Source organism: Citrobacter tructae (assembly GCF_004684345.1).
In the GTDB taxonomy this organism is placed as follows: domain Bacteria; phylum Pseudomonadota; class Gammaproteobacteria; order Enterobacterales; family Enterobacteriaceae; genus Citrobacter; species Citrobacter tructae.
Genome location: NZ_CP038469.1, coordinates 4468842 through 4491864, shown reverse-complemented (window position 1 = coordinate 4491864; position 23023 = coordinate 4468842). Strand labels below are relative to the sequence as shown.

25 protein-coding genes are annotated in these 23023 nt (G+C 52.9%); 20 read left to right on the top strand and 5 right to left on the bottom strand.

All coding sequences use genetic code 11. From position 1 onward, the window contains the following. Window positions 1–16 precede the first annotated feature (16 nt). The 4 genes from gabD to csiR all read left to right on the top strand — a co-directional run bounded on the left by gabD (window position 17) and on the right by csiR (window position 5092). Window positions 17–1465, top strand: a complete 1449-nt coding sequence (gabD, locus tag E4Z61_RS22220) for an NADP-dependent succinate-semialdehyde dehydrogenase (RefSeq protein WP_135324598.1) — start codon at window positions 17–19, stop codon at window positions 1463–1465. Window positions 1466–1489: 24 nt separating this feature from the next. Continuing rightward, the gene (gene gabT, locus E4Z61_RS22215; RefSeq protein ID WP_135324597.1) at window positions 1490–2773 is read left to right on the top strand and encodes a 4-aminobutyrate--2-oxoglutarate transaminase; all 1284 of its coding nucleotides are present in this window, start codon (window positions 1490–1492) and stop codon (window positions 2771–2773) included. Window positions 2774–2959: 186 nt separating this feature from the next. After that, on the top strand, window positions 2960–4360 hold the full coding sequence (gene gabP / locus E4Z61_RS22210; RefSeq protein WP_135324596.1) for a GABA permease: 1401 nt from the start codon (window positions 2960–2962) through the stop codon (window positions 4358–4360). A gap of 45 nt (window positions 4361–4405) precedes the next feature. Continuing rightward, window positions 4406–5092: a DNA-binding transcriptional regulator CsiR gene (gene csiR, locus E4Z61_RS22205; RefSeq protein ID WP_135324595.1), complete on the top strand. Its 687-nt coding sequence runs from the start codon at window positions 4406–4408 to the stop codon at window positions 5090–5092. A gap of 12 nt (window positions 5093–5104) precedes the next feature. Here the strand turns inward: csiR and lysM are convergent, their stop codons facing one another. Continuing rightward, window positions 5105–5554: a peptidoglycan-binding protein LysM gene (gene lysM / locus E4Z61_RS22200; RefSeq protein ID WP_135324594.1), complete on the bottom strand. Its 450-nt coding sequence runs from the start codon at window positions 5552–5554 to the stop codon at window positions 5105–5107. Window positions 5555–5651: 97 nt separating this feature from the next. Next, window positions 5652–5810, bottom strand: a complete 159-nt coding sequence (locus E4Z61_RS22195; RefSeq protein ID WP_003037242.1) for a YqaE/Pmp3 family membrane protein — start codon at window positions 5808–5810, stop codon at window positions 5652–5654. 386 nt (window positions 5811–6196) lie between these two features. Here E4Z61_RS22195 and E4Z61_RS22190 point away from each other — a divergent pair, with 386 nt between their 5' ends. Further along, window positions 6197–6496, top strand: coding sequence for an ArsR/SmtB family transcription factor (locus E4Z61_RS22190; protein WP_135324593.1), 300 nt, complete (start codon window positions 6197–6199; stop codon window positions 6494–6496). 9 nt (window positions 6497–6505) lie between these two features. Then, on the top strand, window positions 6506–7033 hold the full coding sequence (locus E4Z61_RS22185; RefSeq protein ID WP_135324592.1) for a rhodanese family protein: 528 nt from the start codon (window positions 6506–6508) through the stop codon (window positions 7031–7033). An 87-nt stretch (window positions 7034–7120) separates the two neighbouring features. On the opposite strand, the gene stpA is transcribed toward E4Z61_RS22185, so the two are convergent. Next, window positions 7121–7531, bottom strand: coding sequence for a DNA-binding protein StpA (gene stpA / locus E4Z61_RS22180; protein WP_135324591.1), 411 nt, complete (start codon window positions 7529–7531; stop codon window positions 7121–7123). 488 nt (window positions 7532–8019) lie between these two features. On the opposite strand from stpA, the gene alaE reads away from it, so the two are divergent. Further along, window positions 8020–8469, top strand: a complete 450-nt coding sequence (gene alaE / locus E4Z61_RS22175) for an L-alanine exporter AlaE (RefSeq protein WP_135324590.1) — start codon at window positions 8020–8022, stop codon at window positions 8467–8469. A gap of 35 nt (window positions 8470–8504) precedes the next feature. Here alaE and E4Z61_RS22170 read toward each other — a convergent pair whose 3' ends face one another. Both E4Z61_RS22170 and pdxR read right to left on the bottom strand, forming a co-directional pair. Continuing rightward, complete coding sequence (locus E4Z61_RS22170) at window positions 8505–8855, bottom strand: DUF2002 family protein (RefSeq protein ID WP_135324589.1); 351 nt, start codon at window positions 8853–8855, stop codon at window positions 8505–8507. 123 nt (window positions 8856–8978) lie between these two features. Further along, complete coding sequence (gene pdxR, locus E4Z61_RS22165) at window positions 8979–10313, bottom strand: MocR-like pyridoxine biosynthesis transcription factor PdxR (protein ID WP_135324588.1); 1335 nt, start codon at window positions 10311–10313, stop codon at window positions 8979–8981. 90 nt (window positions 10314–10403) lie between these two features. Here pdxR and E4Z61_RS22160 point away from each other — a divergent pair, with 90 nt between their 5' ends. From E4Z61_RS22160 to emrA, 13 genes are all read left to right on the top strand, one after another. Continuing rightward, entirely contained in the window at window positions 10404–10835 is a 432-nt protein-coding gene (locus E4Z61_RS22160; protein ID WP_135324587.1) for a carboxymuconolactone decarboxylase family protein, read from the top strand. 202 nt (window positions 10836–11037) lie between these two features. After that, on the top strand, window positions 11038–11283 hold the full coding sequence (gene nrdH / locus E4Z61_RS22155) for a glutaredoxin-like protein NrdH (protein ID WP_135324586.1): 246 nt from the start codon (window positions 11038–11040) through the stop codon (window positions 11281–11283). After that, window positions 11280–11690 (top strand): class Ib ribonucleoside-diphosphate reductase assembly flavoprotein NrdI, encoded by a 411-nt coding sequence (nrdI, locus tag E4Z61_RS22150; protein ID WP_135324585.1) that lies wholly within the window; start codon window positions 11280–11282, stop codon window positions 11688–11690. The genes nrdH and nrdI overlap by 4 nt, the downstream gene beginning before the upstream one ends. Then, window positions 11663–13807, top strand: a complete 2145-nt coding sequence (gene nrdE / locus E4Z61_RS22145) for a class 1b ribonucleoside-diphosphate reductase subunit alpha (RefSeq protein WP_135324584.1) — start codon at window positions 11663–11665, stop codon at window positions 13805–13807. Before nrdI ends, nrdE begins: the two co-directional genes overlap by 28 nt. Window positions 13808–13817: 10 nt before the next feature. Beyond that, window positions 13818–14777: a class 1b ribonucleoside-diphosphate reductase subunit beta gene (nrdF, locus tag E4Z61_RS22140; protein WP_135324583.1), complete on the top strand. Its 960-nt coding sequence runs from the start codon at window positions 13818–13820 to the stop codon at window positions 14775–14777. Between the two features lie 354 nt (window positions 14778–15131). Further along, the gene (gene proV, locus E4Z61_RS22130; RefSeq protein WP_135324582.1) at window positions 15132–16334 is read left to right on the top strand and encodes a glycine betaine/L-proline ABC transporter ATP-binding protein ProV; all 1203 of its coding nucleotides are present in this window, start codon (window positions 15132–15134) and stop codon (window positions 16332–16334) included. Then, window positions 16327–17391, top strand: a complete 1065-nt coding sequence (gene proW / locus E4Z61_RS22125; RefSeq protein ID WP_135324581.1) for a glycine betaine/L-proline ABC transporter permease ProW — start codon at window positions 16327–16329, stop codon at window positions 17389–17391. Before proV ends, proW begins: the two co-directional genes overlap by 8 nt. Window positions 17392–17579: 188 nt before the next feature. Further along, complete coding sequence (gene proX / locus E4Z61_RS22120; protein WP_135324580.1) at window positions 17580–18575, top strand: glycine betaine/L-proline ABC transporter substrate-binding protein ProX; 996 nt, start codon at window positions 17580–17582, stop codon at window positions 18573–18575. 148 nt (window positions 18576–18723) lie between these two features. Further along, a complete protein-coding gene (locus tag E4Z61_RS22115) occupies window positions 18724–19908 on the top strand; it encodes an MFS transporter (RefSeq protein ID WP_135324579.1) in 1185 nt (394 codons plus the stop codon). 122 nt (window positions 19909–20030) lie between these two features. Then, entirely contained in the window at window positions 20031–20768 is a 738-nt protein-coding gene (locus E4Z61_RS22110) for an AzlC family ABC transporter permease (protein ID WP_135324578.1), read from the top strand. Further along, window positions 20758–21093 (top strand): L-valine transporter subunit YgaH, encoded by a 336-nt coding sequence (gene ygaH / locus E4Z61_RS22105; protein WP_135324577.1) that lies wholly within the window; start codon window positions 20758–20760, stop codon window positions 21091–21093. The genes E4Z61_RS22110 and ygaH overlap by 11 nt, the downstream gene beginning before the upstream one ends. Window positions 21094–21183: 90 nt before the next feature. Continuing rightward, the gene (gene mprA, locus E4Z61_RS22100) at window positions 21184–21714 is read left to right on the top strand and encodes a transcriptional repressor MprA (RefSeq protein ID WP_135324576.1); all 531 of its coding nucleotides are present in this window, start codon (window positions 21184–21186) and stop codon (window positions 21712–21714) included. A 129-nt stretch (window positions 21715–21843) separates the two neighbouring features. Beyond that, window positions 21844–23016 (top strand): multidrug efflux MFS transporter periplasmic adaptor subunit EmrA, encoded by a 1173-nt coding sequence (gene emrA, locus E4Z61_RS22095; RefSeq protein ID WP_135324575.1) that lies wholly within the window; start codon window positions 21844–21846, stop codon window positions 23014–23016. Window positions 23017–23023: the final 7 nt, after the last annotated feature.

Below are 23023 nucleotides of genomic sequence, written 5' to 3'. Positions count from 1 at the left end.
ACGACAGGAAGCAATCATGCAACTTAACGATCCCACCTTGTTTCGCCAGCAGGCACTGATTGACGGCCACTGGCGCAACGCCAACAGCGGCGAGATCCTCGCGGTGACCAATCCAGCCAACGGTCAGCAATTGGGTAGCGTACCGAAAATGGGGGCCGATGAAACCCGCGAAGCCATTGAAGCCGCTAACCGTGCGCTGCCCGCCTGGCGTGCGCTGACCGCCAAAGAGCGGGCGACTATCCTGCGCCGCTGGTTCAACCTGATGATTGAGCACCAGGACGATCTCGCCCGCCTGATGACCCTCGAACAAGGTAAGCCGCTGGCAGAAGCCAAAGGCGAAATTACCTACGCCGCCTCCTTTATTGAGTGGTTTGCCGAAGAAGGTAAGCGTATTTATGGCGACACGATCCCTGGCCATCAGGCCGATAAACGCCTGATCGTCATTAAGCAGCCTATCGGCGTGACCGCCGCGATTACGCCGTGGAATTTTCCGTCCGCGATGATCACCCGCAAAGCCGGTCCGGCGCTGGCAGCAGGCTGTACCATGGTGCTTAAACCTGCCAGCCAGACGCCGTTCTCCGCACTGGCGCTGGCAGAACTGGCTAATCGCGCCGGGATCCCGGCGGGCGTCTTCAGCGTGGTCACCGGTTCGGCGGGTGCTGTTGGCAACGAACTGACCAGCAACCCGCTGGTGCGCAAGCTGTCATTTACCGGCTCGACCGAAATTGGTCGCCAATTGATGCAGCAGTGCGCTAAAGACATCAAAAAAGTATCGCTGGAGCTGGGCGGTAACGCGCCGTTTATCGTTTTTGACGATGCCGATCTCGACAAAGCGGTCGAAGGCGCACTGGCTTCGAAGTTTCGCAACGCCGGGCAGACCTGCGTCTGCGCCAACCGTCTGTACGTTCAGGATGGCGTGTATGACCGTTTCGCCGAAAAGCTTCAGCAGGCGGTAAACAAACTGAACCTCGGTGACGGCCTGCAACCTGATGTCACCACCGGACCGCTGATCGACGAGAAAGCGGTCGCTAAAGTGCAGGAGCATATCGCCGACGCGCTGGATAAAGGCGCTCGGGTGCTCACCGGCGGTAAAGCTCACGCGCTGGGCGGTAATTTCTTCCAGCCAACCATCCTGGTTGATGTTCCCAACCACGCCAAAGTCGCCAAAGAAGAGACCTTTGGCCCGCTGGCACCGCTGTTCCGTTTTACCGATGAAGCCGACGTGATTCAGCAGGCCAACGACACCGAGTTCGGTCTGGCCGCCTATTTCTACGCCCGTGATTTAAGCCGCGTCTTCCGCGTAGGCGAAGCGCTGGAGTACGGCATCGTCGGGATTAACACCGGCATTATTTCCAACGAAGTGGCCCCCTTTGGTGGCATCAAAGCCTCTGGTCTTGGCCGTGAAGGATCGAAATACGGCATCGAAGATTACTTAGAAATCAAATATATGTGCATCGGACTTTAATAAAACAATACTGGAGAACACCTGATGAGCACCAACAAAGAACTCATGCAACGTCGTAGCAACGCGGTCCCTCGTGGCGTAGGACAGATCCACCCTATTTTTGCCGAGCGCGCAGAAAACTGCCGGGTCTGGGACGTTGAAGGGCGTGAATTCCTCGATTTTGCCGGCGGTATTGCGGTACTGAATACCGGCCACCTGCACCCACAGATTGTCTCAGCGGTAGAAGCGCAGTTGAAAAAGCTGTCGCATACCTGCTTTCAGGTGCTGGCCTACGAGCCGTACCTTGAACTGTGTGAAATCATGAACCAGAAGGTGCCAGGCGATTTCGCCAAGAAAACGCTGCTGGTGACGACCGGTTCCGAAGCGGTGGAAAACGCGGTGAAAATCGCCCGCGCAGCCACCAAACGCAGCGGTACAATCGCCTTCAGCGGCGCTTACCATGGCCGTACCCACTACACCCTGTCGCTGACTGGCAAGGTAAATCCCTACTCTGCCGGGATGGGACTGATGCCGGGCCACGTTTATCGCGCCCTGTATCCTTGCGCGCTGCATGACATCAGCGAAGACGATGCCATCGCCAGCATTCATCGCATCTTCAAAAACGATGCGGCACCGGAAGACATTGCCGCCATCGTCATTGAACCCATCCAAGGCGAAGGCGGTTTTTATGCCGCTTCACCTGCCTTTATGCAGCGCCTGCGCGCCATTTGTGATGAGCACGGGATCATGCTAATTGCCGATGAAGTGCAGAGCGGCGCAGGTCGTACCGGTACGCTGTTCGCCATGGAGCAAATGGGCGTCGCACCGGATATCACCACCTTCGCTAAATCAATTGCCGGGGGCTTCCCGCTGGCGGGCGTGACCGGACGCGCCGAAGTTATGGACGCGATCCCACCGGGCGGTCTGGGCGGCACCTATGCCGGAAACCCAATTGCCTGTGCTGCCGCGCTGGCGGTACTGAATATTTTCGAGCAAGAAAACCTGCTGCAAAAAGCCAACTCACTGGGTCAAACGCTGCGCGACGGCTTGCTGGCGATTGCCGAAACCCACCGCGAAATCGGCGATGTACGTGGGCTCGGCGCGATGATTGCGATCGAACTATTCGAAGACGGCGATCGCAATAAGCCTAACGCTAAATTGACCGCCGAAATTGTCGCCCGCGCCCGTGATAAAGGGCTGATCCTGCTCTCCTGTGGACCGTACTACAACGTGCTGCGCATCCTCGTTCCGCTGACCATCGAAGATGGGCAAATCCGCCAGGGTCTGGACATCATCGCCCAGTGTTTTGCCGAGGCAAAGCAAGGCTAACGCGCCTGTACCAGTGCCGGATAGCGACGCAAACGCGCCTTATCCGGCCAACAAGAAACGCAATCCGTAGGCCGGATAAGGCGGAGCCGCCATCCGGCTTACGGATCAATAACAATAATACGCGTGCCCCAGCGCGGGAATGCCGGGGTGCTCTCCCAAGTGAAATACTTTCGAGAGGTTTAAAAGATGGGGCAAGTGTCGCAATCACATGATTTAGGGGGCGGGCTGAAATCACGCCACGTCACCATGTTGTCTATTGCCGGAGTTATCGGCGCAAGTCTGTTTGTAGGGTCAAGCGTGGCCATTGCAGAAGCCGGTCCTGCGGTACTGCTGGCCTATCTGTTCGCCGGGTTACTGGTGGTGATGATTATGCGTATGCTGGCCGAAATGGCCGTCGCCACGCCTGATACCGGATCGTTTTCCACCTATGCCGATAAAGCCATCGGCCCGTGGGCAGGGTATACCATCGGCTGGCTGTACTGGTGGTTCTGGGTGCTGGTTATCCCGCTGGAAGCCAACATTGCCGCCATCATCCTGCATTCATGGATCCCGGGCGTTCCCATCTGGTTATTTTCCCTGGTTATCACGCTGGCATTAACCGGCAGTAATTTGCTGAGCGTCAAAAATTACGGTGAGTTTGAGTTCTGGCTGGCGCTGTGCAAAGTGATTGCCATCCTGGCGTTCATCGCCCTGGGTGCGGCGGCGATTAGCGGATTTTATCCGTACGCGGAAGTAAGCGGTGTATCAAGGCTGTGGGATCAGGGCGGCTTTATGCCCAACGGTTTTGGCGCGGTGCTGAGCGCAATGCTGATCACTATGTTCTCCTTTATGGGGGCTGAAATTGTCACCATTGCTGCCGCAGAATCTGACACGCCGGATAAACACATCGTGCGCGCCACGAATTCGGTCATCTGGCGTATCTCCATTTTCTATCTGTGTTCTATTTTCGTGGTGGTCGCGCTGATCCCTTGGAACATGCCGGGACTGAAAGAGGTGGGATCTTACCGCTCGGTGCTGGAGTTACTGCATATCCCACATGCCAAGCTGATCATGGACTGTGTGATCCTGCTGTCGGTAACCAGTTGTCTGAACTCGGCACTGTATACCTCCTCCCGTATGCTTTACTCCCTGAGCCGTCGCGGCGATGCTCCGGCCTTTATGGGAAAAACTAACCGCAGCAAAACGCCTTATGTGGCCGTGCTGCTCTCCACCGGGGCGGCGTTTCTCACCGTGATCGTGAATTATTACGCACCGGCAAAAGTGTTTAAATTTCTCATCGACAGCTCTGGTGCCATCGCGCTGCTGGTCTATCTGGTCATTGCTATTTCCCAACTGCGGATGCGTAAAATCCTGCTGGCGGAAGGGGCCGATATCAAGATGAAAATGTGGCTCTATCCGTGGCTGACGTGGCTGGTGATCGGTTTTATTGGTTTTGTACTGGTAGCAATGCTGTTTCGTCCAGCGCAACAACTGGAAGTTATCTCAACCGGGTTGTTAGCCATCGCGATTATTTGCACCGTGCCGATTATGGCACGCTGGAAAAAACTGCTATCGTGGCAAAAAGCACCGCTACACAGTTCGCGTTAAACCCGTTCCCGGCGCAGGCCGGGACACCTTTTCAGGAGTAAGACCATGACCGCCATTTCCCAACCGACGGCCATTGATGGATACCGCTGGCTTAAGAACGACATCATCCGCGGAGTGTATCAGCCGGATGAAAAACTGCGGATGAGCCTGCTGACTTCGCGCTATGAACTGGGTGTGGGACCGTTGCGCGAAGCACTTTCGCAACTGGTGGCGGAGCGGCTGGTCACGGTGGTGAATCAGAAAGGGTATCGCGTAGCGTCAATGTCTGAGCAGGAACTGCTCGATATTTTTGACGCCCGCGCCAATATGGAAGCCATGTTGGTGAGTCTGGCTATCGCGCGGGGTGACGACGCCTGGGAAGCCGAAATTCTGGCGCGCGCGCATATGCTCAGCAAGCTGGAGGCCATTGATGCCAGCGAAAAAATGCTTGATGAATGGGATCAACGCCACCAGGCGTTTCACTCGGCGATTGTTGCCGGCTGCGGATCGCAATATCTGCTGCAAATGCGTGAACGACTGTTCTCTCTGGCGGCGCGCTACCGGTTTATCTGGCTGCGTAAAACGGTGCTGTCGGTGGAAATGCTGGAAGATAAACACGATCAGCATCAGACGCTAACCGAAGCAATTCTGGCACGCGATGCCACACGCGCCAGTGAATTAATGCGCCAGCACCTGCTGACGCCAATTCCGATTATTCAACAGGCGATGTCCGGCAAATTACTGACGGAATAAGCCTGAACATCATTATTGTTCCGGAATACGTAAAACCTGCCCAGGATAAATTTTATCCGGGCTTTTCAGCATCGGTTTATTTGCTTCAAATATCTGATTATACAGATTGGCGTTACCGTAAACCTGCTTGGCAATCGCGCTCAGGGTGTCTCCTGATTTCACGGTATAAAACTGGCTTTCACTCGCAGGCGCAGAGGTTTTAACCTGATCGTCTACACTGCCGATACCGGAGATATTGCCAATCGCTATCAGGATTTTTTCTTTCGCTTCCTGGCTTAATCCATCGCCAGAAACGGTGGCCTTGCCTTCGTTAATTTGAACATTCACTTTATCGGCATCAGGGATACCGGTTTTGCTCAGATGTTCCTGCACCTTTTTCGCCAGATCGGCAGTGTCATGATTTCCAGTGACCGCATCCCAAAGTTTTTCACCCGCATCTTTTACAAAATTGAAGAGTCCCATATCCACCTCGGTTATTAACAATCAACACCAGGAAGTGTAGCAGAGGAGAAAGGACGGCAAAGAAAACGGCGCAAATGCGCCGTGATGGCAGGGAGTATTAATTACGCGTCTGTATCCAGAAGGCGTGGATCAGACCTGGGATATAGCCCAGCAGCGTCAGCACAATATTGAGGATAAACGCCCAGCCGAAGCCTTTGCCCAGCAGCACGCCAAGCGGGGGCAGAATGATAGTGAAAACAATTCTCCAGAAACCCATACACACTCCATACAAGCAAAAAATTAATCATTGTGAATACCCTAAATAATTCGCGTTGCAGGCAGGCGGCAAGGGAGTGAGTCCCGATGAGCTTACTCCGGTAAGTGATTCGGGTGAGCGACAAATCTGTCAGGAACAGATTTGAACGCTGCGGAGCAGCGGCCCGTAAGGGCGAGACTCATGGATGAGTCGAGTAACTCACAGCCAACGCACATGCAACGTGAAGAATGACGGGTATAAAAAGAGATTTAATCTCTAAGCTTAGTGAGTGTACCCAACTCCGCCAGCCTCTCCCTGCTGTTTTACCCTCCTTTACGCTCTTGACGCTGGCGTACGTTGACATTTTATTTTAGAATATACTTAATTTAGAAATCACTAAAGTAACTATGACTGAACTTGAACAACTCCAGGCCAGCGCTGAACAGGCGGCCACCTTGCTGAAAGCGATGAGCCACCCAAAGCGGTTGCTGATTTTATGCATGCTTTGTGGGTCACCGGGGACCAGCGCGGGTGAGCTGGCACGGATCACCGGGCTAAGCCCTTCCGCCACCTCCCAGCATCTGGCGCGGATGCGCGAAGAAGGGTTAATCGACAGCCAGCGTGATGCCCAGCGCATTCTCTACTTCATCAAAAATGCGGCGGTGAATTCCCTCATCGCCACATTAAAAACACTGTATTGCCCATAAGGAGCCAATATGACTATTGGGACGATTTCCCCGCGTGAGGCGCAGGCGCTGTTAGCGCAGGGAGCAAAACTGATTGATATTCGTGATGCAGATGAATATCTGCGCGAACATATCCCGCAGGCGCATCTGGCACCGTTGTCCGCGCTCGATCAAGGATCATTACCGGATAATTTACGCGCCGAACGCATTATTTTTCACTGCCAGTCGGGAAAGCGCACGCAAAACGCGGCCGCAAAACTGAGTGCGATTGCTGCACCTGCACAATCCTGGTTATTGGAGGGGGGAATCGATGGTTGGAAGGCTGCAGGTTTGTCGGTCGTCGAAGATAAATCACAGCCGTTACCGCTGATGCGCCAGGTGCAAATTGCCGCAGGCAGCCTTATCTTACTCGGCGTGGTTCTCGGTTACGCCATTAACAGCGCCTTCTTCCTGATCAGCGGTTTTGTCGGCGCCGGGCTTATCCTCGCGGGTGTTACCGGATTTTGCGGCATGGCGCGATTGCTGGACAGAATGCCCTGGAACCAGAGGATTCATTAATTAACGTTGAAGTCAGTTGAAATAAAGTCGATGGCCCGACCCAGAGAAGGCCGGATAAACATGCGTTATCCGGCAACACAATTATCGTTATGCGATCAAAAAATCATCGAGAGTTTTACCGGCTGCCAGCGCCAGTGCAATGGGCTTCGGCGTGCGGCCTTGCCCAGTCCAGGTTTTCGTTTCACCATTGAGATCGATAAAACGATATTTCGCTGGGCGCGGCGGACGTTTTTTAACGGATCGTGATGTCATTGTCGTTGTCGTTATGCTCAGCAACGCTTCAGGATCAATTCCGTCCGCTTTCATCAACTCCAGCAAGGTATTAATTTTTTCCTGCTTCTCTGCACGTTGCCGCTGTAACTGTTCTTCCTCGTCACGTCGTTCTTGCGTCACAACTCTGAATTTTTCCAGCATCTCTTCGAGAATATCGATGGGAAATTCACGCGCCATCGCCCGCAGCGATCGGATATTATTTAAGTTTTTTAACATTGAAGTCATATTAATAAAACCTCTTTAACGCATAAAACAAAAATGGTAATACAGAAGAAATTGTATTCGATTGGTTATTCTATTTCCAGCCCCTGTCGTTCGAAAAATATTAAGCTAATCGCTCACCTTAATATTTATCGTTCAGTCGCAGGAATAGCCTTGACGGTATTTTATAATAAGCCTGCAATAAAAATAAATATGCCCGTGTAATATTCATTAACGTTCAGAAAGGAGCGTAAAAAAACCAGAAAAACAAATCAACATAACATAATGATTTGAAAGGCATTTAATCAACATGACAACGAAAATGCCAAAACGAACAAAAAACAAACCATTGCAGAGCATTTTATCGACAAAAAGGCAATAAATAAAAATTTTAAGCTAGTTGCTAGTTATTATGCAGGCATATATCCTATTAAAACGCGAAAGCAACCAGACAAATCACTAGCAGCAAGGTATTCAATACCTTTTTACCTCATTTTACAAGGAGCATTAACATGTTCTCTCCGCAGTCACGCTTGCGTCATGCTGTAGCAGACACGTTCGCGATGGTTGTTTACTGTTCTGTCGTGAACATGTTGATTGAAGTATTCCTTTCTGGAATGACCTTTGAGCAGTCGCTCTCTTCCCGACTGGTGGCGATTCCGGTCAACATTCTGATCGCCTGGCCTTACGGTATGTATCGCGATCTGTTTATGCGCGCGGCGCGTAAAGCCACGCCGGCGGGATGGGCAAAAAATCTGGCTGATGTGCTGGCATACGTGACATTCCAGTCACCGGTGTATGTGATCATTCTGCTCACGGTTGGCGCAGACTGGCACCAGATCACGGCAGCAGTCAGTTCAAACATCGTGGTATCAATGCTGATGGGTGCCGTATATGGCTACTTCCTTGATTATTGCCGCCGCCTGTTTAAAGTCAGCAGCTATCATCAGGCGAAAGCCTAAACGTCTCTTCGCGACTGGCTCTGCCAGTCGCGTCTTTAGTTTGAACTCACATCACCAAACAACCCATTTAAATAACGTTCCAGCGCAATACGCGAGCTAAAGCCGTGGGGAATACCATAATGCTCATGGGTTTCTCCGGCTAAATAAAGCGGGAATTGCTGATAGTGATCGCAGGTTTTAATATCCGTCGACGGGTCTGCCAGCGAAGAGCTTCGTTCTTTTAATGTGGGATGAATCACTAATGCGGTACGTCCCATGCGCGCTTCACGATTAACGTACACATAATTTTCGCCACGTCGATAACCGTAGGCTTTCTGCGTCACCACATCCACGGTAAAGCCTACTTTCTCAAGTACGCGCGCCACCTCATCGGGTCTTAAATACATATATTTTTCCTCGTTATCTTTTACTGCGGGCTTACCTTACCTGATTCAGCATTAGCAACGCTTTCAGAAAAGTCCATAAACGCGTGACCAGGATGAGGTGGCAATCTTAAGCATGGTGCTGAATCAGGTTATTGCCAGCCGAAGTTGACGGGCTGTCTGCTGGGCCATTTCCGCCGAATGGATATTAGTAAATGACAGTAATATTCCGCCCTTGCCCGTGGATGTTATTCGCCACTGACTTAACGCCTGAACGGCCAGACCAGCTTGATTCGCTTTACGCACCAACGCCGTATCCTCGCCTGTCACCGACATCACAAGTTGGATGCCCCCTTCCTGGGGGACGACGGTAAAGCCTTGTTCTGTGAGCGCGATTTCCATCCACTGACGCCGCTGGGCATAGTGTTGCCGCATTTTTTTCAGGTGCCGCCAGAAATGACCATCGCGAATAAAATCCGCCAGCGTTTGCTGCCACAACAGCGGCACGCTACAGGCTGTCAGCGCGGCCTGGCGGCGAAAGCACGCGACCTGCGTGACGGGCACGACCAGCCATGCCGTGCGCAAAGCCGGAAACATCGATTTACTGAACGTTCCGGCATAAATTACCCGCTGCGGCGCATCCAGGCTTTTTAGCGGCGGCAACGGTTTCCCGTGGTAGCGAAACTCGCTGTCATAATCATCTTCAATGATCCATGCCTGCGCGCGGGTGGCCCACTCCAGCAACTGATGTCGACGGGCGAGTGAGAGTGCAACACCCAACGGGCTTTGATGGGCGGGCGTGATGAGTGCAAAACGCGCCTGAGGGTAGTCACGGATCCCGGCGCTCACATCCAAACCCTCGCCATCAACCGGGACGGGCATCAGTTCGACCTGTTCTTGGGTCACAACCGGGCGGATCAGCGGAAAGCCGGGATCTTCTACCCACATCCCTTCACCAGGCTTTGCCAGCGCTCGCAGGATTAAGGTCATTGATGCCGCATAGCCTGAGGTAATAAAAACCTGCTCCGGCAAGCACTCAATACTGCGCGACACCCGCAGGTAATCAACTATCGCCTGGCGTAACAACAGTTCGCCGCCAACATCCCCAAGCGCGAGGTCAAAACGGGTCTGCGTACGTAAACGCCTCCCCATCACTCGCGCCCAGACCTCGCGGGGAAAGAGATCGAGCGCCGGTAACCCCATCTGAAAAGGCTGCGGCGTAGGATTTTCTCCGGCAAAGACCGCTGGTGCGACAGGCGTGGCGTCCAGTCGCAGTTGCTTACTGACAAACGTCCCGGCCTGCCCGTGTCGTTCAAGCCAGCCCTGCGCCACCAGCTCGGCGTAGGCGTTTTCCACCGTTGAGCGTGAAACGCCGAGCTCCTGAGACCAAGTTCGGCTGGATGGCAATCGTGCGCCAGGCTTAAGATCCCCTTTCTCAATCGCGTTTTTTAGCTGACGGGCAATTTGCTGATAGCGTGGCATCTATGGTCTGCTTTTTTAATAACAATATGGCTCTCTTTAGCAGACCATTATAGTGCTACATTGCGGGTCATCCAAACGAGGAGAAATACCATGACGATGTTACGCCAGCCCTATTATGAACTCAGCCCCGAAGTATATAACGCCCTCGGGCAGGCGAAAAAAGCGCTGGAGAACAGCGCGCTGGATATCACGCTGATGGAACTGGTTTATCTGCGCATCTCGCAAATCAATGGCTGCGCGTTTTGTCTGGAAATGCACAGCAAAGCCCTGCGCAAATCTGGCGTAGCACAGGCCAAACTGGATGCGCTGGCAGGATGGCGGGTTAGCCACCATTTCAGTGAGCAGGAACGTGCGGCGCTGGCCTGGAGCGAGTCTGTCACCCACATCGCCTCTACGCACGCCGAAGACGATGTTTACCTGCCGCTGCTTGACCATTTTAGCGCCAAAGAGATAAGCGATCTGACGTTCGCCATTAGCTTGATGAACTGCTTTAACCGCCTGGCGGTGGGTATGCGCATGTAATTTATCGGTTGCCGGATAACTCTATCCGGCAACAAGCCCCTCCCGTCCCCATGTATCGCCTTGAACATCATCCTGCTAAAATTCCCATATCTTGTATGGTTGAATCTTTTTTAAACTACATCTAGTATTGAGTCTATCAGGACACACACAACCCGACGCCATTATCGCGCCGCTCTTTTATCTTTAAATGGAAATACGAATCATGAGCATTGTTATTTACACTCGCAACAACTGTGTTCAGTGCCACGCCACGAAACGGGCGATGGAGAGCCGTGGGTTTGACTTTGAGATGGTGAATGTCGATCTGGCCCCTGAGATGGCAGAGATTTTGCGCGAGCAGGGGTTTCGGCAGTTACCGGTAGTGGTGGCAGGAGAAACCAGTTGGTCAGGATTTCGCCCGGATATGATCAATCGCCTGCGCCCACAACCCCACGTGGCCAGCGCATGAGTACCCTCGTCTACTTCTCCAGCAGCTCCGAAAATACGCATCGCTTTATGCAGCGTCTGGGGCTACCTGCCGTGCGCATCCCGCTAAACGAACGCGAACGGATACGGGTAGACGAACCTTACATTTTAGTCGTGCCGTCTTACGGCGGCGGCGGTACGGCAGGCGCGGTTCCGCGACAGGTGATCCGCTTTTTAAACGATACCCATAATCGGGCGTTAATCCGCGGCGTGATCGCCTCCGGCAATCGCAATTTTGGTGACGCCTACGGCCGTGCGGGTGACGTGATTTCACAAAAATGCGCTGTGCCGTGGCTCTATCGCTTTGAGCTGATGGGGACGCCTGGCGACATCGACAACGTTCGAAAAGGAGTGAGCGAATTTTGGCAACAACAACCGCAGAACGCGTAATTCAGCCCACGCTGGATTATCACGCGCTAAACGCCATGCTGAATCTGTACGATAAAGCCGGGCGTATTCAGTTTGATAAAGACCATCAGGCGGTGGATGCTTTTATGGCAACCCACGTGCGACCCAACTCGGTGGTTTTTGCCAGTCAAGATGCGCGTCTGGATACGCTGATTAGCGAAGGCTATTACGACGAAAGCGTTTTAACCCGTTACGATCGCGCTTTCGTGGTGAAATTGTTTGCCCACGCCCACGCCAGCGGGTTTCGCTTTCAGACGTTTCTCGGCGCATGGAAGTACTACACCAGCTATACGCTGAAAACCTTTGACGGTAAGCGCTACCTCGAAGATTTTGCCGATCGTGTGACGATGGTGGCGCTGACGCTGGCGCAGGGTGATGAGACTCTCGCCCTGCAACTCACCGACGAAATGCTCGCTGGGCGCTTTCAGCCCGCCACGCCAACCTTCCTCAATTGCGGCAAGGCCCAACGCGGCGAGCTGGTCTCCTGCTTCCTGTTACGCATTGAAGACAACATGGAGTCAATTGGGCGGGCGGTAAACTCCGCGTTACAACTCTCCAAGCGCGGCGGTGGCGTAGCGTTTCTGCTTTCCAGCCTGCGCGAAGCCGGAGCACCGATCAAACGAATTGAAAATCAGTCTTCCGGGGTGATCCCGGTGATGAAGATGCTGGAAGATGCTTTTTCATATGCCAATCAACTAGGCGCGCGTCAGGGGGCGGGCGCGGTGTATCTGCACGCGCACCACCCGGATATTCTGCGCTTTCTCGATACCAAGCGTGAAAACGCCGATGAAAAAATTCGCATCAAAACCCTCTCGCTCGGCGTGGTGATCCCGGATGTCACCTTCCGTTTGGCAAAAGAGAATGCGCAGATGGCACTGTTCTCTCCCTATGACGTGGAGCGTATTTACGGCAAACCGTTTAGCGATATTGCCGTCAGCGAACATTATGACGAACTGGTCGCCGACACGCGGGTGAGTAAGCAATACATCAATGCCCGTGACTTCTTCCAGCGACTGGCGGAAATTCAGTTTGAGTCCGGCTATCCCTACATCATGTTTGAAGACACGGTGAACCGCGCCAACCCGATTGCCGGTCGCATCAATATGAGCAACCTGTGCGCGGAGATTTTGCAGGTCAACAGCGCCTCAACTTACGATGAAAACCTGGACTACGCGCAGACCGGACGCGATATCTCCTGCAATCTCGGCTCACTGAACATCGCCCACACCATGGATTCACCGGATTTTGGCCTTACCGTTGCGACGGCTATTCGGGGTTTAACCGCCGTTTCAGATATGAGCCATATCCGCAGCGTACCGTCGATTGAAGCCGGAAACAGCGCCTCGCACGCGATTGGCCTTGGACAGATGAACCTGCATGGCTATCTGGCGCGCGAAGATATTGCTTACGGTTCACCGGAAGGGCTGGATTTCACTAATCTCTATTTTTACACCATCACCTGGCATGCTCTGCATACCTCAATGTTGCTGGCCAAAGAGCGCGGCCAGACCTTTGCCGGATTCAGCCAGTCGCGCTACGCCAGCGGTGAATATTTTGACCGCTATTTAACAGGCGACTGGCAGCCGAAAACCGAGAAAGTCCGCACGCTGTTTGCCGCCAGCGGCGTGACGCTGCCAACGCACGAAATGTGGTCACAGCTGCGTGAGAATGTGATGCGCTACGGCATCTATAACCAGAATTTACAGGCGGTGCCACCTACCGGTTCCATCTCCTACATCAACCATGCCACCTCAAGTATTCATCCGATTGTGTCAAAAGTGGAGATTCGCAAAGAGGGTAAAACCGGGCGCGTTTATTACCCTGCCCCGTTTATGACCAACGACAATCTGGCGTTATATCAGGATGCCTATGAGATTGGCCCGCAAAAAATCATCGATACCTACGCCGAAGCGACAAAACACGTCGATCAGGGGCTGTCGCTGACGCTCTTTTTCCCGGATACCGCCACTACCCGCGATATCAATAAAGCACAGATCTATGCGTGGAAAAAAGGCATCAAAACGCTGTACTACATCCGACTACGCCAGCTGGCGCTGGAAGGCACTGAAATCGAAGGCTGCGTGTCATGCGCACTGTAAGGAGAGCAGGATGAAATTGAACCACGTGAGCGCCATCAACTGGAACAAGATTGAGGATGACAAAGACCTGGAGGTGTGGAACCGACTGACCAGTAATTTCTGGTTGCCGGAAAAAATCCCGCTGTCGAATGATATTCCCGCTTGGCAAACGCTAAATGCCACCGAACAGCAGCTAACTATTCGTGTCTTTACCGGGCTGACGCTGCTCGACACCATTCAGAATATTGCTGGCGCGCCCGCGCTGATGGCGGATGCATTAACCCCACATGAAGAGGCAGTGTTGTCGAATATCAGCTTTATGGAAGCGGTGCATGCCCGTTCATACAGCTCTATTTTCTCTACGCTTTGTCAGACCAAAGATGTGGATGCGGCGTACACCTGGAGTGAAGAAAACGCCTCACTGCAGCGCAAAGCGAACATTATTTTGCAACATTACGCCAGCGATAACCCACTGAAGAAAAAAATTGCCAGCGTATTTCTGGAATCTTTCCTGTTCTATTCTGGCTTCTGGCTGCCGATGTATTTCTCCAGCCGTGGCAAACTGACTAACACCGCCGATCTTATTCGCCTGATTATTCGTGATGAAGCAGTTCACGGTTATTACATCGGCTATAAATATCAAAAAGGGCTGGAGCATATTTCATCGGGCGATCGTGAAGAGCTGAAGAATTTCGCCCTCGATCTGCTAATGGATTTGTACGATAACGAAGCTCGCTACACGGAAGAGTTGTATGCCGAAACCGGCTGGGTCGACGATGTGAAAGCGTTCCTGTGTTACAACGCCAATAAAGCCTTAATGAATCTGGGCTATGAGGCCCTGTTCCCAGCGGAAATGGCAGATGTCAACCCGGCAATCCTCGCCGCACTGTCGCCTAATGCCGACGAAAACCATGATTTTTTCTCCGGTTCAGGATCGTCTTACGTGATGGGAAAGACCGTCGAAACACAGGATGATGACTGGAATTTCTAGATCTCATTTTCGCGGAAAATACCCTACATTTTCCGCGTTATTATTTTAACGGGATCACATTTTTATCACACAAATATCATTGTGTGATCTACACTCAATATTAGCCGTATTATTCGCCTGCATTTCAACAATTCAGGTAGATTTTCGCTGTCATTTACAAAAAATATCTATCAAGCCTCATACACGCTCAGCCCTCATATCACGGGAAATCCCGCCACCTGGCCTTCAGCAATATTCATGCCACAACCAAATTCAGGGTTGTCTCAGATTCTCAGTATGTTAGGGTAGAAAAAGGTCACTATTTCCATCAGGTAATATATCGATATAAACAAATAACAGGAATCATTCTATTGCATGGCAATTAAATTAGAAGTTAAAAATCTCTATAAGATATTTGGCGAGCATCCCCAGAGAGCGTTCAAATATATTGAAAAAGGATTTTCAAAAGAGCAGATTCTGGAAAAAACAGGGCTATCGCTTGGCGTTAAAGACGCCAGTCTGGCCATTGAAGAAGGCGAGATATTTGTCATCATGGGATTATCCGGTTCGGGTAAATCCACAATGGTACGCCTTCTCAATCGCCTGATTGAACCCACCCGCGGACAGGTACTGATTGACGGCGTGGATATCGCCAAGATATCCGATGCTGAGCTTCGCGAGGTGCGCAGAAAAAAGATTGCGATGGTTTTCCAGTCCTTTGCCCTGATGCCGCACATGACTGTGCTGGACAATACAGCCTTCGGGATGGAATTAGCCGGTATTGCTGCGGATGAACGTCGTGAAAAAGCGCTGGATGCGCTGCGCCAGGTCGGGCTTGAGAATTACGCTCACGGATACCCGGATGAACTTTCCGGTGGTATGCGCCAGCGTGTCGGTCTCGCTCGCGCTTTAGCCATTAACCCTGACATCTTATTAATGGATGAGGCCTTCTCTGCGCTCGATCCCTTAATTCGTACCGAGATGCAGGATGAATTGGTAAAACTGCAGGCGAAACATCAGCGTACCGTGGTCTTTATTTCCCACGATCTCGACGAAGCCATGCGCATTGGTGACCGTATCGCCATTATGCAAAATGGTGAAGTGGTACAGGTCGGAACACCGGATGAAATTCTGAATAACCCGGCCAATGATTATGTGCGCACCTTCTTCCGTGGCGTTGATATTAGCCAGGTGTTCAGCGCGAAAGATATCTCCCGCCGTAGCCCTGAAGGCTTAATTCGCAAAACTCCCGGGATTGGCCCACGTTCGGCCCTGCAATTATTGCAGGATAAAGATCGTGAATTTGGTTACGTGATCGAACGCGGAAATAAGTTTGTCGGCGTGGTCTCCATCGACTCCTTAAAAGCTGCCTTAAAACAGGCGCAGGGTATTGAAGCCGCACTGATCGACGAACCGTTAGCCGTGGAGGCGAAAACGCCTTTGAGCGAGTTGCTTTCTCATGTCGGGCAAGCACCGTGCGCGGTGCCGGTTGTCGATGAGGAACATCAGTATGTGGGCATTATTTCCAAACGCATGCTGCTACAGGCTTTAGATCGCGAGGGGGCAAACAATGGCTGATCAAACTAATCCGTGGGACACCACACCAGCGGCTGATAGTGCCGCACAATCTGCTGATGCCTGGGGGAGTGCGTCAAGCGCGCCTGCCGACGGCGGCAGCGCAGACTGGCTGACCAGCGCGCCCGCACCGGCGCCTGAGCATTTCAATATTATGGATCCGTTCCATAAAACGCTGATCCCGCTGGATAGCTGGGTCACCGAAGGGATCGACTGGGTAGTAACTCATTTTCGTCCCGTCTTCCAGGGTATTCGTGTCCCGGTGGATTACATTCTCAACGGCTTTCAGCAACTGCTGCTGGGAATGCCAGCACCGGTGGCGATTATTCTTTTCGCCCTGATCGCCTGGCAGATTTCTGGCGTCGGAATGGGCGTCGCCACGCTGATTTCACTGGTTGCGATTGGTGCTATTGGCGCCTGGTCGCAGGCTATGATTACCCTGGCACTGGTGCTGACCGCATTGCTGTTCTGCGTGTTGATAGGCCTGCCAATGGGGATCTGGCTGGCGCGCAGCCCGCGTGCCGCGAAGATTGTGCGTCCTCTGCTGGATGCCATGCAGACTACGCCAGCGTTCGTCTATCTGGTACCTATTGTGATGTTGTTCGGTATTGGTAACGTCCCGGGCGTCGTAGTAACGATTATTTTCGCCCTGCCGCCAATTGTGCGTCTGACCATTCTGGGTATTAACCAGGTGCCAGCTGATCTGATTGAAGCCTCGCGGTCCTTTGGCGCCAGCCCGCGTCAGATGCTATTTAAAGTGCAGCTGCCGCTGGCAATGCCCACCATTATGGCGGGGGTTAACCAGACGCTGATGCTCGCCCTCTCCATGGTCGTCATCGCCTCGATGATCGCCGTCGGCGGGCTGGGTCAGATGGTGCTGCGCGGTATCGGTCGTCTCGATATGGGACTGGCCACCGTCGGCGGGGTCGGGATTGTTATCCTCGCCATCATTCTGGACCGCCTGACGCAGGCCGTCGGCCGCGACTCGCGCAGCCGTGGTAACCGTCGCTGGTACACTACCGGTCCCGTTGGGCTTATCACTCGCCCCTTCACGAAGTAATTCACCCGTTGCCCGGTGACGCATTGCTTACCGGGCCTACAATCATTAGCTTACACAAAATCGTTCAAGTTGCATCGCGGCGGCAAACGAATGTATCCCCAGGAGCGTACAAGCAGTACGTGACTGGGGGGCATGAGTGCAGCCAACAAAGAGGCGGCTTGAAAGATGAAGTGTAATAAGGAACAACGATGCGACATACCGTACTTTTTGCCACAGCGTTTGCCACCCTTGTCTCCACCAGCACTTTCGCTGCCGACCTGCCAGGCAAAGGCATCACCGTACAGCCGATCCAGAGCACGATTTCTGAAGAATCCTTCCAGACACAGCTGGTCGCCCGCGCGTTGGAAAAACTGGGTTACACCGTTAACAAAACAAGCGAAGTTGACTACAACGTCGGCTACACCTCCATTGCCTCTGGCGATGCAACTTTTACCGCCGTCAACTGGCAGCCGCTGCATGACGACATGTACGCTGCTGCGGGCGGAGACAAAAAGTTTTATCGCGAGGGGGTATTCGTTACGGGTGCCGCACAGGGGTATCTGATCGACAAGAAAACCGCTGAGCAGTACAAAATCACTAATATCGCCCAGTTAAAAGATCCGCAGATCGCCAAAATCTTTGACACCAACGGCGATGGAAAAGCCGACATGATGGGCTGTTCACCGGGCTGGGGCTGCGAAGCGGTCATTAACCACCAGAACAAAGCCTTCGATCTTGAAAAAACGGTCGAGGTCAGCCACGGTAACTATGCGGCGATGATGGCCGACACCATTACCCGTTTTAAAGAAGGCAAACCGGTTCTGTACTACACCTGGACACCGTACTGGGTGAGCGACGTGATGAAGCCGGGCAAAGATGTGGTCTGGTTGCAGGTGCCGTTCTCTTCTCTGCCAGGTGAGCAGAAAGATATCGATACCAAACTGCCAAACGGCGCGAACTACGGCTTCCCGGTAAACACCATGCATATTGTTGCTAACAAAGCATGGGCAGAGAAAAACCCGGCAGCAGCGAAACTGTTCGCCATCATGAAGCTGCCGCTGGCGGATATCAACGCGCAGAACGCGATGATGCATGACGGTAAAGCGTCTGAAGCCGATGTTCAGGGTCACGTTGATGGCTGGATCAAAGCCCACCAGCAGCAGTTCGACGGTTGGGTGAAAGAAGCACTGGCTGCGCAGAAGTAATCTCACCTGAGTGCCGGATACGCTAACTCGTATCCGGCCTTCTCCCCCTATCTCACTTAAACCGCACAATCCATCACCCAACAAATCAGCAACATTTAATCACTTCCGTTATGATTGTTTTCTGCAACCCATTATTCAGTTGAAAACAATGACGAAAACCACTCAGGGACTTAGCCCTTCGCTAATCCTGTTAATGTCCATCGCCACGGGCCTTGCCGTTGCCAGTAACTATTATGCGCAGCCGCTGCTCGACACCATCGCGCGTAACTTCTCACTGTCTGCCAGTACCGCAGGGTTTATTGTCACCGCCGCACAACTTGGCTACGCGGCAGGCCTGCTGTTTTTAGTACCGCTTGGCGATATGTTTGAGCGTCGGATGCTGATCGTTTCCATGACGTTGCTCGCAGCAGGCGGCATGTTGATTACCGCCAGCAGCCAGTCACTGGGCATGCTGATCCTCGGCACCGCGCTGACCGGGCTGTTCTCTGTGGTGGCACAAATATTGGTTCCGCTGGCGGCCACGCTAGCCACGCCGGACAAACGCGGCAAAGTCGTCGGCACCATCATGAGCGGTCTGCTGTTAGGGATTTTACTGGCGCGCACCGTGGCCGGACTGCTGGCAAATCTCGGCGGCTGGCGCACGGTATTTTGGGTGGCATCGGTGCTGATGGCACTGATGGCTATCGCGCTGTGGCGCGGCCTGCCGAAGATGAAATCGGAAACCCATCTTAACTATCCACAGTTGCTGGGCTCGGTATTCAGCCTGTTTATCCACGATAAACTGCTACGTACCCGAGCGATGCTGGGCTGCCTGACGTTTGCCAACTTCAGCATTCTGTGGACATCAATGGCGTTTTTACTGGCAGCTCCGCCGTTTAACTACTCAGAGGGTATGATCGGTCTGTTTGGTCTGGCCGGTGCCGCCGGTGCGCTCGGCGCTCGTCCGGCGGGCGGTTTTGCCGATAAGGGGAAATCCCACCTCACCACCACTGTGGGTCTGCTGTTACTGCTGCTCTCCTGGCTGGCAATCTGGTTCGGCCATACGTCAGTGCCGATGCTGATTATCGGTATCCTGATACTGGATCTCACCGTTCAGGGCGTGCATATCACCAATCAGACGGTTATCTATCGCATTCACCCGGATGCGCGTAACCGCCTGACAGCCGGTTATATGACCAGCTATTTTATTGGCGGGGCGGCAGGTTCACTGATATCAGCCTCTGCCTGGCAGCATGCCGGTTGGGCTGGCGTTTGTCTGGCGGGTATGACCGTTGCCATACTCAACCTACTGGTCTGGTGGCGAGGTTTTCACCGCCAGGAAGCCGTAAATTAAGCGTATAGAGCGTGTTTACCGCTGATTGAGCTCCTCAGGGTGTTAAGGAGCTCATCAGTCTGCTAAGGTTATAACTCATTGAGCCAGGTTATTTAAATTTCGGTAATGAAGCCTATAACACTATGGAAAGCCCTGTTCCCCAGTCTGACCCCAGCCCGGCAACGTTAACGGAAGGGTTCAAAGATAGCCTCCCGATAGTCATCAGCTATATTCCGGTCGCCTTTGCATTTGGTCTCAATGCCACTCGCCTGGGCTTTACGCCCGTCGAAAGCGTCTTTTTCTCCTGCATCATTTATGCCGGCGCGAGCCAATTTGTCATCACCACGATGCTTGCCGCAGGCAGCTCGCTGTGGGTCGCCGCGCTCACCGTAATGGCCATGGATGTGCGCCATGTATTGTATGGCCCTTCCCTGCGCAGCCGCATCGCCCAACGACTCAGTAAACCCAAAAGCGCACTGTGGGCCTTTGGCCTCACGGATGAAGTCTTTGCCGCCGCGACGGCGAAACTGGTACGGGATAATCGTCGCTGGAGTGAGAACTGGATGATGGGAATTGCACTATGTTCCTGGATTTCATGGGTATTCGGTACGATTATTGGCGCGTTTTCCGGTAGTGGCTTACTGAAGGATTTTCCGGCGGTCGAAGCGGCACTGGGTTTTATGCTCCCGGCTCTGTTTATGAGCTTCCTACTCGCCTCTTTCCAGCGTAAACAGGCGCTGTGCGTTACCGCGGCACTCACCGGGGCACTGGTGGGCGTGACGTTGTTTTCCATTCCTGCCGCCATACTCGCAGGCATTGTCTGCGGATGCCTGACGGCGCTTATCCAGTCATTCTGGCAGGGGGTGCCGGATGAGTTATGAGATTCTGCTGCTTGGCCTGCTGGTCGGCTGCGTTAATTATTGCTTTCGTTACTTGCCGCTGCGTCTGGGTGTGGGAAATGTTCGCCCGACGAAACGCGGCGCAACCGGCATATTACTCGACACCATTGGCATTGCATCAATTTGCGCCCTGCTGGTGGTGTCTACCGCACCAGAAGTGATGCTCGACGCACGTCGATTTGTGCCAACGCTGGTGGGGTTTGTTGTACTGGGTGCAAGCTATTATAAGACCCGCAGTATCATCATTCCGACATTGCTGAGTGCTCTGGGCTACGGATTAGCCTGGAAAATGTGGGTTGTTATATAGGTAAAAATAATCATTTTAAATAAATAATACATTTACTTTATTTGTCACTGTCGTTACTATATCGGCTGAAATTAATGAGGTTATACCCAAATGGATAGTTCGTTTACGCCCATTGAACAAATGCTAAAATTTCGCGCCAGCCGCTACGAAGAATTCCCTTACCAGGAGGTTCTTCTGACTCGTCTTTGCATGCACATGCAGGGCAAGCTGCTGGAAAACCGCAATAAAATGCTGAAAGCTCAAGGGATTAACGAGACGTTGTTTATGGCGTTGATTACGCTGGAGTCTCAGGAAAACCACAGTATTCAGCCTTCTGAACTGAGTTGCGCGCTGGGTTCGTCACGAACTAATGCCACGCGTATCGCGGATGAGTTAGAAAAACGTGGCTGGATCGAACGTCGCGAAAGCGATAACGATCGCCGCTGCCTGCATCTGCAGTTGACCGAGAAAGGCCATACATTTTTGCAAGAGGTGTTACCGCCTCAGCATAACTGTCTGCATCAGCTTTGGTCATCTCTTAGCACCACTGAAAAAGATCAGCTTGAGCACATCACCCGTAAACTTCTGACCCGTCTTGATCAGATGGAGCAGGATGGCACGGTACTCGAAGCGCTGCGTTAACGCGCTGACTCGCTCAAAAATCCAGATTGATAAATGAAAAACCGACAGGCCAGCAGGTCACACTGCTGGCCTTTCTGATAAACAGGTCGGCTCAGCCGATGTGAAAAAAATAAGATCGTGGAGAACAACATGAGCGCAAATGCGGAGACTCAAACCCCGCAGCAACCGGTCAAGAAGAATGGCAAACGTAAAAGTACGCTACTGCTTCTGACCTTGCTCTTTATTATCATTGCCGTGGCCTATGGGACTTATTGGTTTTTAGTACTGCGTCATGTCGAAGAGACAGACGATGCGTACGTGGCAGGGAACCAGGTTCAAATCATGGCGCAGGTATCAGGCAGCGTGACGAAAGTCTGGGCTGATAACACTGACTATGTCAAACAAGGCGATGTGCTGGTCACCCTCGACCAGACGGACGCTAAGCAGGCGCTCGAAAAAGCCAAAACGGCGCTGGCCTCCAGCGTGCGCCAAACGCACCAGTTGATGATCAACAGCAAGCAGCTTCAGGCCAGCATTGACGTGCAGAAAACCGCACTGGCGCAGGCACAAAGCGATTTTAATCGCCGCGTCCCGTTGGGCAACGCCAATCTGATTGGTCGCGAAGAGCTGCAACATGCGCGTGATGCCGTCGCCAGTGCTCAGGCCCAGCTTGACGTCGCGATCCAACAATATAATGCCAACCAGGCGATGATTCTGGGCAGCAAGCTGGAAGATCAGCCTGCGGTGCAACAAGCGGCCACCGAAGTGCGTAATGCCTGGCTGGCGCTGGAACGTACCAAAATTGTCAGCCCGATGACCGGTTATGTTTCCCGTCGTGCCGTGCAGCCTGGCGCGCAGATAAGCCCAACCACGCCGCTGATGGCAGTCGTCCCCGCCACCAACCTGTGGGTGGATGCCAACTTTAAAGAAACGCAGCTCGCGCATATGCGCATCGGTCAACCCGCGACGGTGATCAGTGATATTTACGGCGATGACGTGAAATACACCGGTAAAGTTGTCGGCCTCGATATGGGGACCGGTAGCGCCTTCTCCCTGCTGCCTGCGCAAAACGCGACCGGTAACTGGATCAAAGTCGTCCAGCGTCTGCCCGTGCGTATTGAACTGGATGCCCAGCAGCTGGCACAACATCCGTTGCGGATTGGTCTGTCTACACTGGTGACAGTAGATACCTCAAATCGCGAGGGTCAGATTCTGGCAAGCCAGGTCCGTACTACGCCGGTTGCAGAGAGTAATGCACGTGAGATCAACCTTGCTCCGGTCAATAAGATGATCGAAGAGATCGTGCGGGCCAACGCGGGCTAATTCAAAG

Coding starts and splice junctions, on each gene's coding strand:
- E4Z61_RS22110 (WP_135324578.1), top strand. CDS start 20,031: ATGGAAAGCCCTGTTCCCCAGTCTGACCCCAGCCCGGCAACGTTAACG.
- E4Z61_RS22190 (WP_135324593.1), top strand. CDS start 6,197: ATGACTGAACTTGAACAACTCCAGGCCAGCGCTGAACAGGCGGCCACC.
- csiR (WP_135324595.1), top strand. CDS start 4,406: ATGACCGCCATTTCCCAACCGACGGCCATTGATGGATACCGCTGGCTT.
- gabD (WP_135324598.1), top strand. CDS start 17: ATGCAACTTAACGATCCCACCTTGTTTCGCCAGCAGGCACTGATTGAC.
- proX (WP_135324580.1), top strand. CDS start 17,580: ATGCGACATACCGTACTTTTTGCCACAGCGTTTGCCACCCTTGTCTCC.
- nrdH (WP_135324586.1), top strand. CDS start 11,038: ATGAGCATTGTTATTTACACTCGCAACAACTGTGTTCAGTGCCACGCC.
- mprA (WP_135324576.1), top strand. CDS start 21,184: ATGGATAGTTCGTTTACGCCCATTGAACAAATGCTAAAATTTCGCGCC.
- pdxR (WP_135324588.1), bottom strand. CDS start 10,313: ATGCCACGCTATCAGCAAATTGCCCGTCAGCTAAAAAACGCGATTGAG.
- gabP (WP_135324596.1), top strand. CDS start 2,960: ATGGGGCAAGTGTCGCAATCACATGATTTAGGGGGCGGGCTGAAATCA.
- lysM (WP_135324594.1), bottom strand. CDS start 5,554: ATGGGACTCTTCAATTTTGTAAAAGATGCGGGTGAAAAACTTTGGGAT.
- E4Z61_RS22185 (WP_135324592.1), top strand. CDS start 6,506: ATGACTATTGGGACGATTTCCCCGCGTGAGGCGCAGGCGCTGTTAGCG.
- proV (WP_135324582.1), top strand. CDS start 15,132: ATGGCAATTAAATTAGAAGTTAAAAATCTCTATAAGATATTTGGCGAG.
- ygaH (WP_135324577.1), top strand. CDS start 20,758: ATGAGTTATGAGATTCTGCTGCTTGGCCTGCTGGTCGGCTGCGTTAAT.
- stpA (WP_135324591.1), bottom strand. CDS start 7,531: ATGACTTCAATGTTAAAAAACTTAAATAATATCCGATCGCTGCGGGCG.
- alaE (WP_135324590.1), top strand. CDS start 8,020: ATGTTCTCTCCGCAGTCACGCTTGCGTCATGCTGTAGCAGACACGTTC.
- E4Z61_RS22160 (WP_135324587.1), top strand. CDS start 10,404: ATGACGATGTTACGCCAGCCCTATTATGAACTCAGCCCCGAAGTATAT.
- gabT (WP_135324597.1), top strand. CDS start 1,490: ATGAGCACCAACAAAGAACTCATGCAACGTCGTAGCAACGCGGTCCCT.
- nrdF (WP_135324583.1), top strand. CDS start 13,818: ATGAAATTGAACCACGTGAGCGCCATCAACTGGAACAAGATTGAGGAT.
- proW (WP_135324581.1), top strand. CDS start 16,327: ATGGCTGATCAAACTAATCCGTGGGACACCACACCAGCGGCTGATAGT.
- E4Z61_RS22115 (WP_135324579.1), top strand. CDS start 18,724: ATGACGAAAACCACTCAGGGACTTAGCCCTTCGCTAATCCTGTTAATG.
- E4Z61_RS22170 (WP_135324589.1), bottom strand. CDS start 8,855: ATGTATTTAAGACCCGATGAGGTGGCGCGCGTACTTGAGAAAGTAGGC.
- emrA (WP_135324575.1), top strand. CDS start 21,844: ATGAGCGCAAATGCGGAGACTCAAACCCCGCAGCAACCGGTCAAGAAG.
- E4Z61_RS22195 (WP_003037242.1), bottom strand. CDS start 5,810: ATGGGTTTCTGGAGAATTGTTTTCACTATCATTCTGCCCCCGCTTGGC.
- nrdI (WP_135324585.1), top strand. CDS start 11,280: ATGAGTACCCTCGTCTACTTCTCCAGCAGCTCCGAAAATACGCATCGC.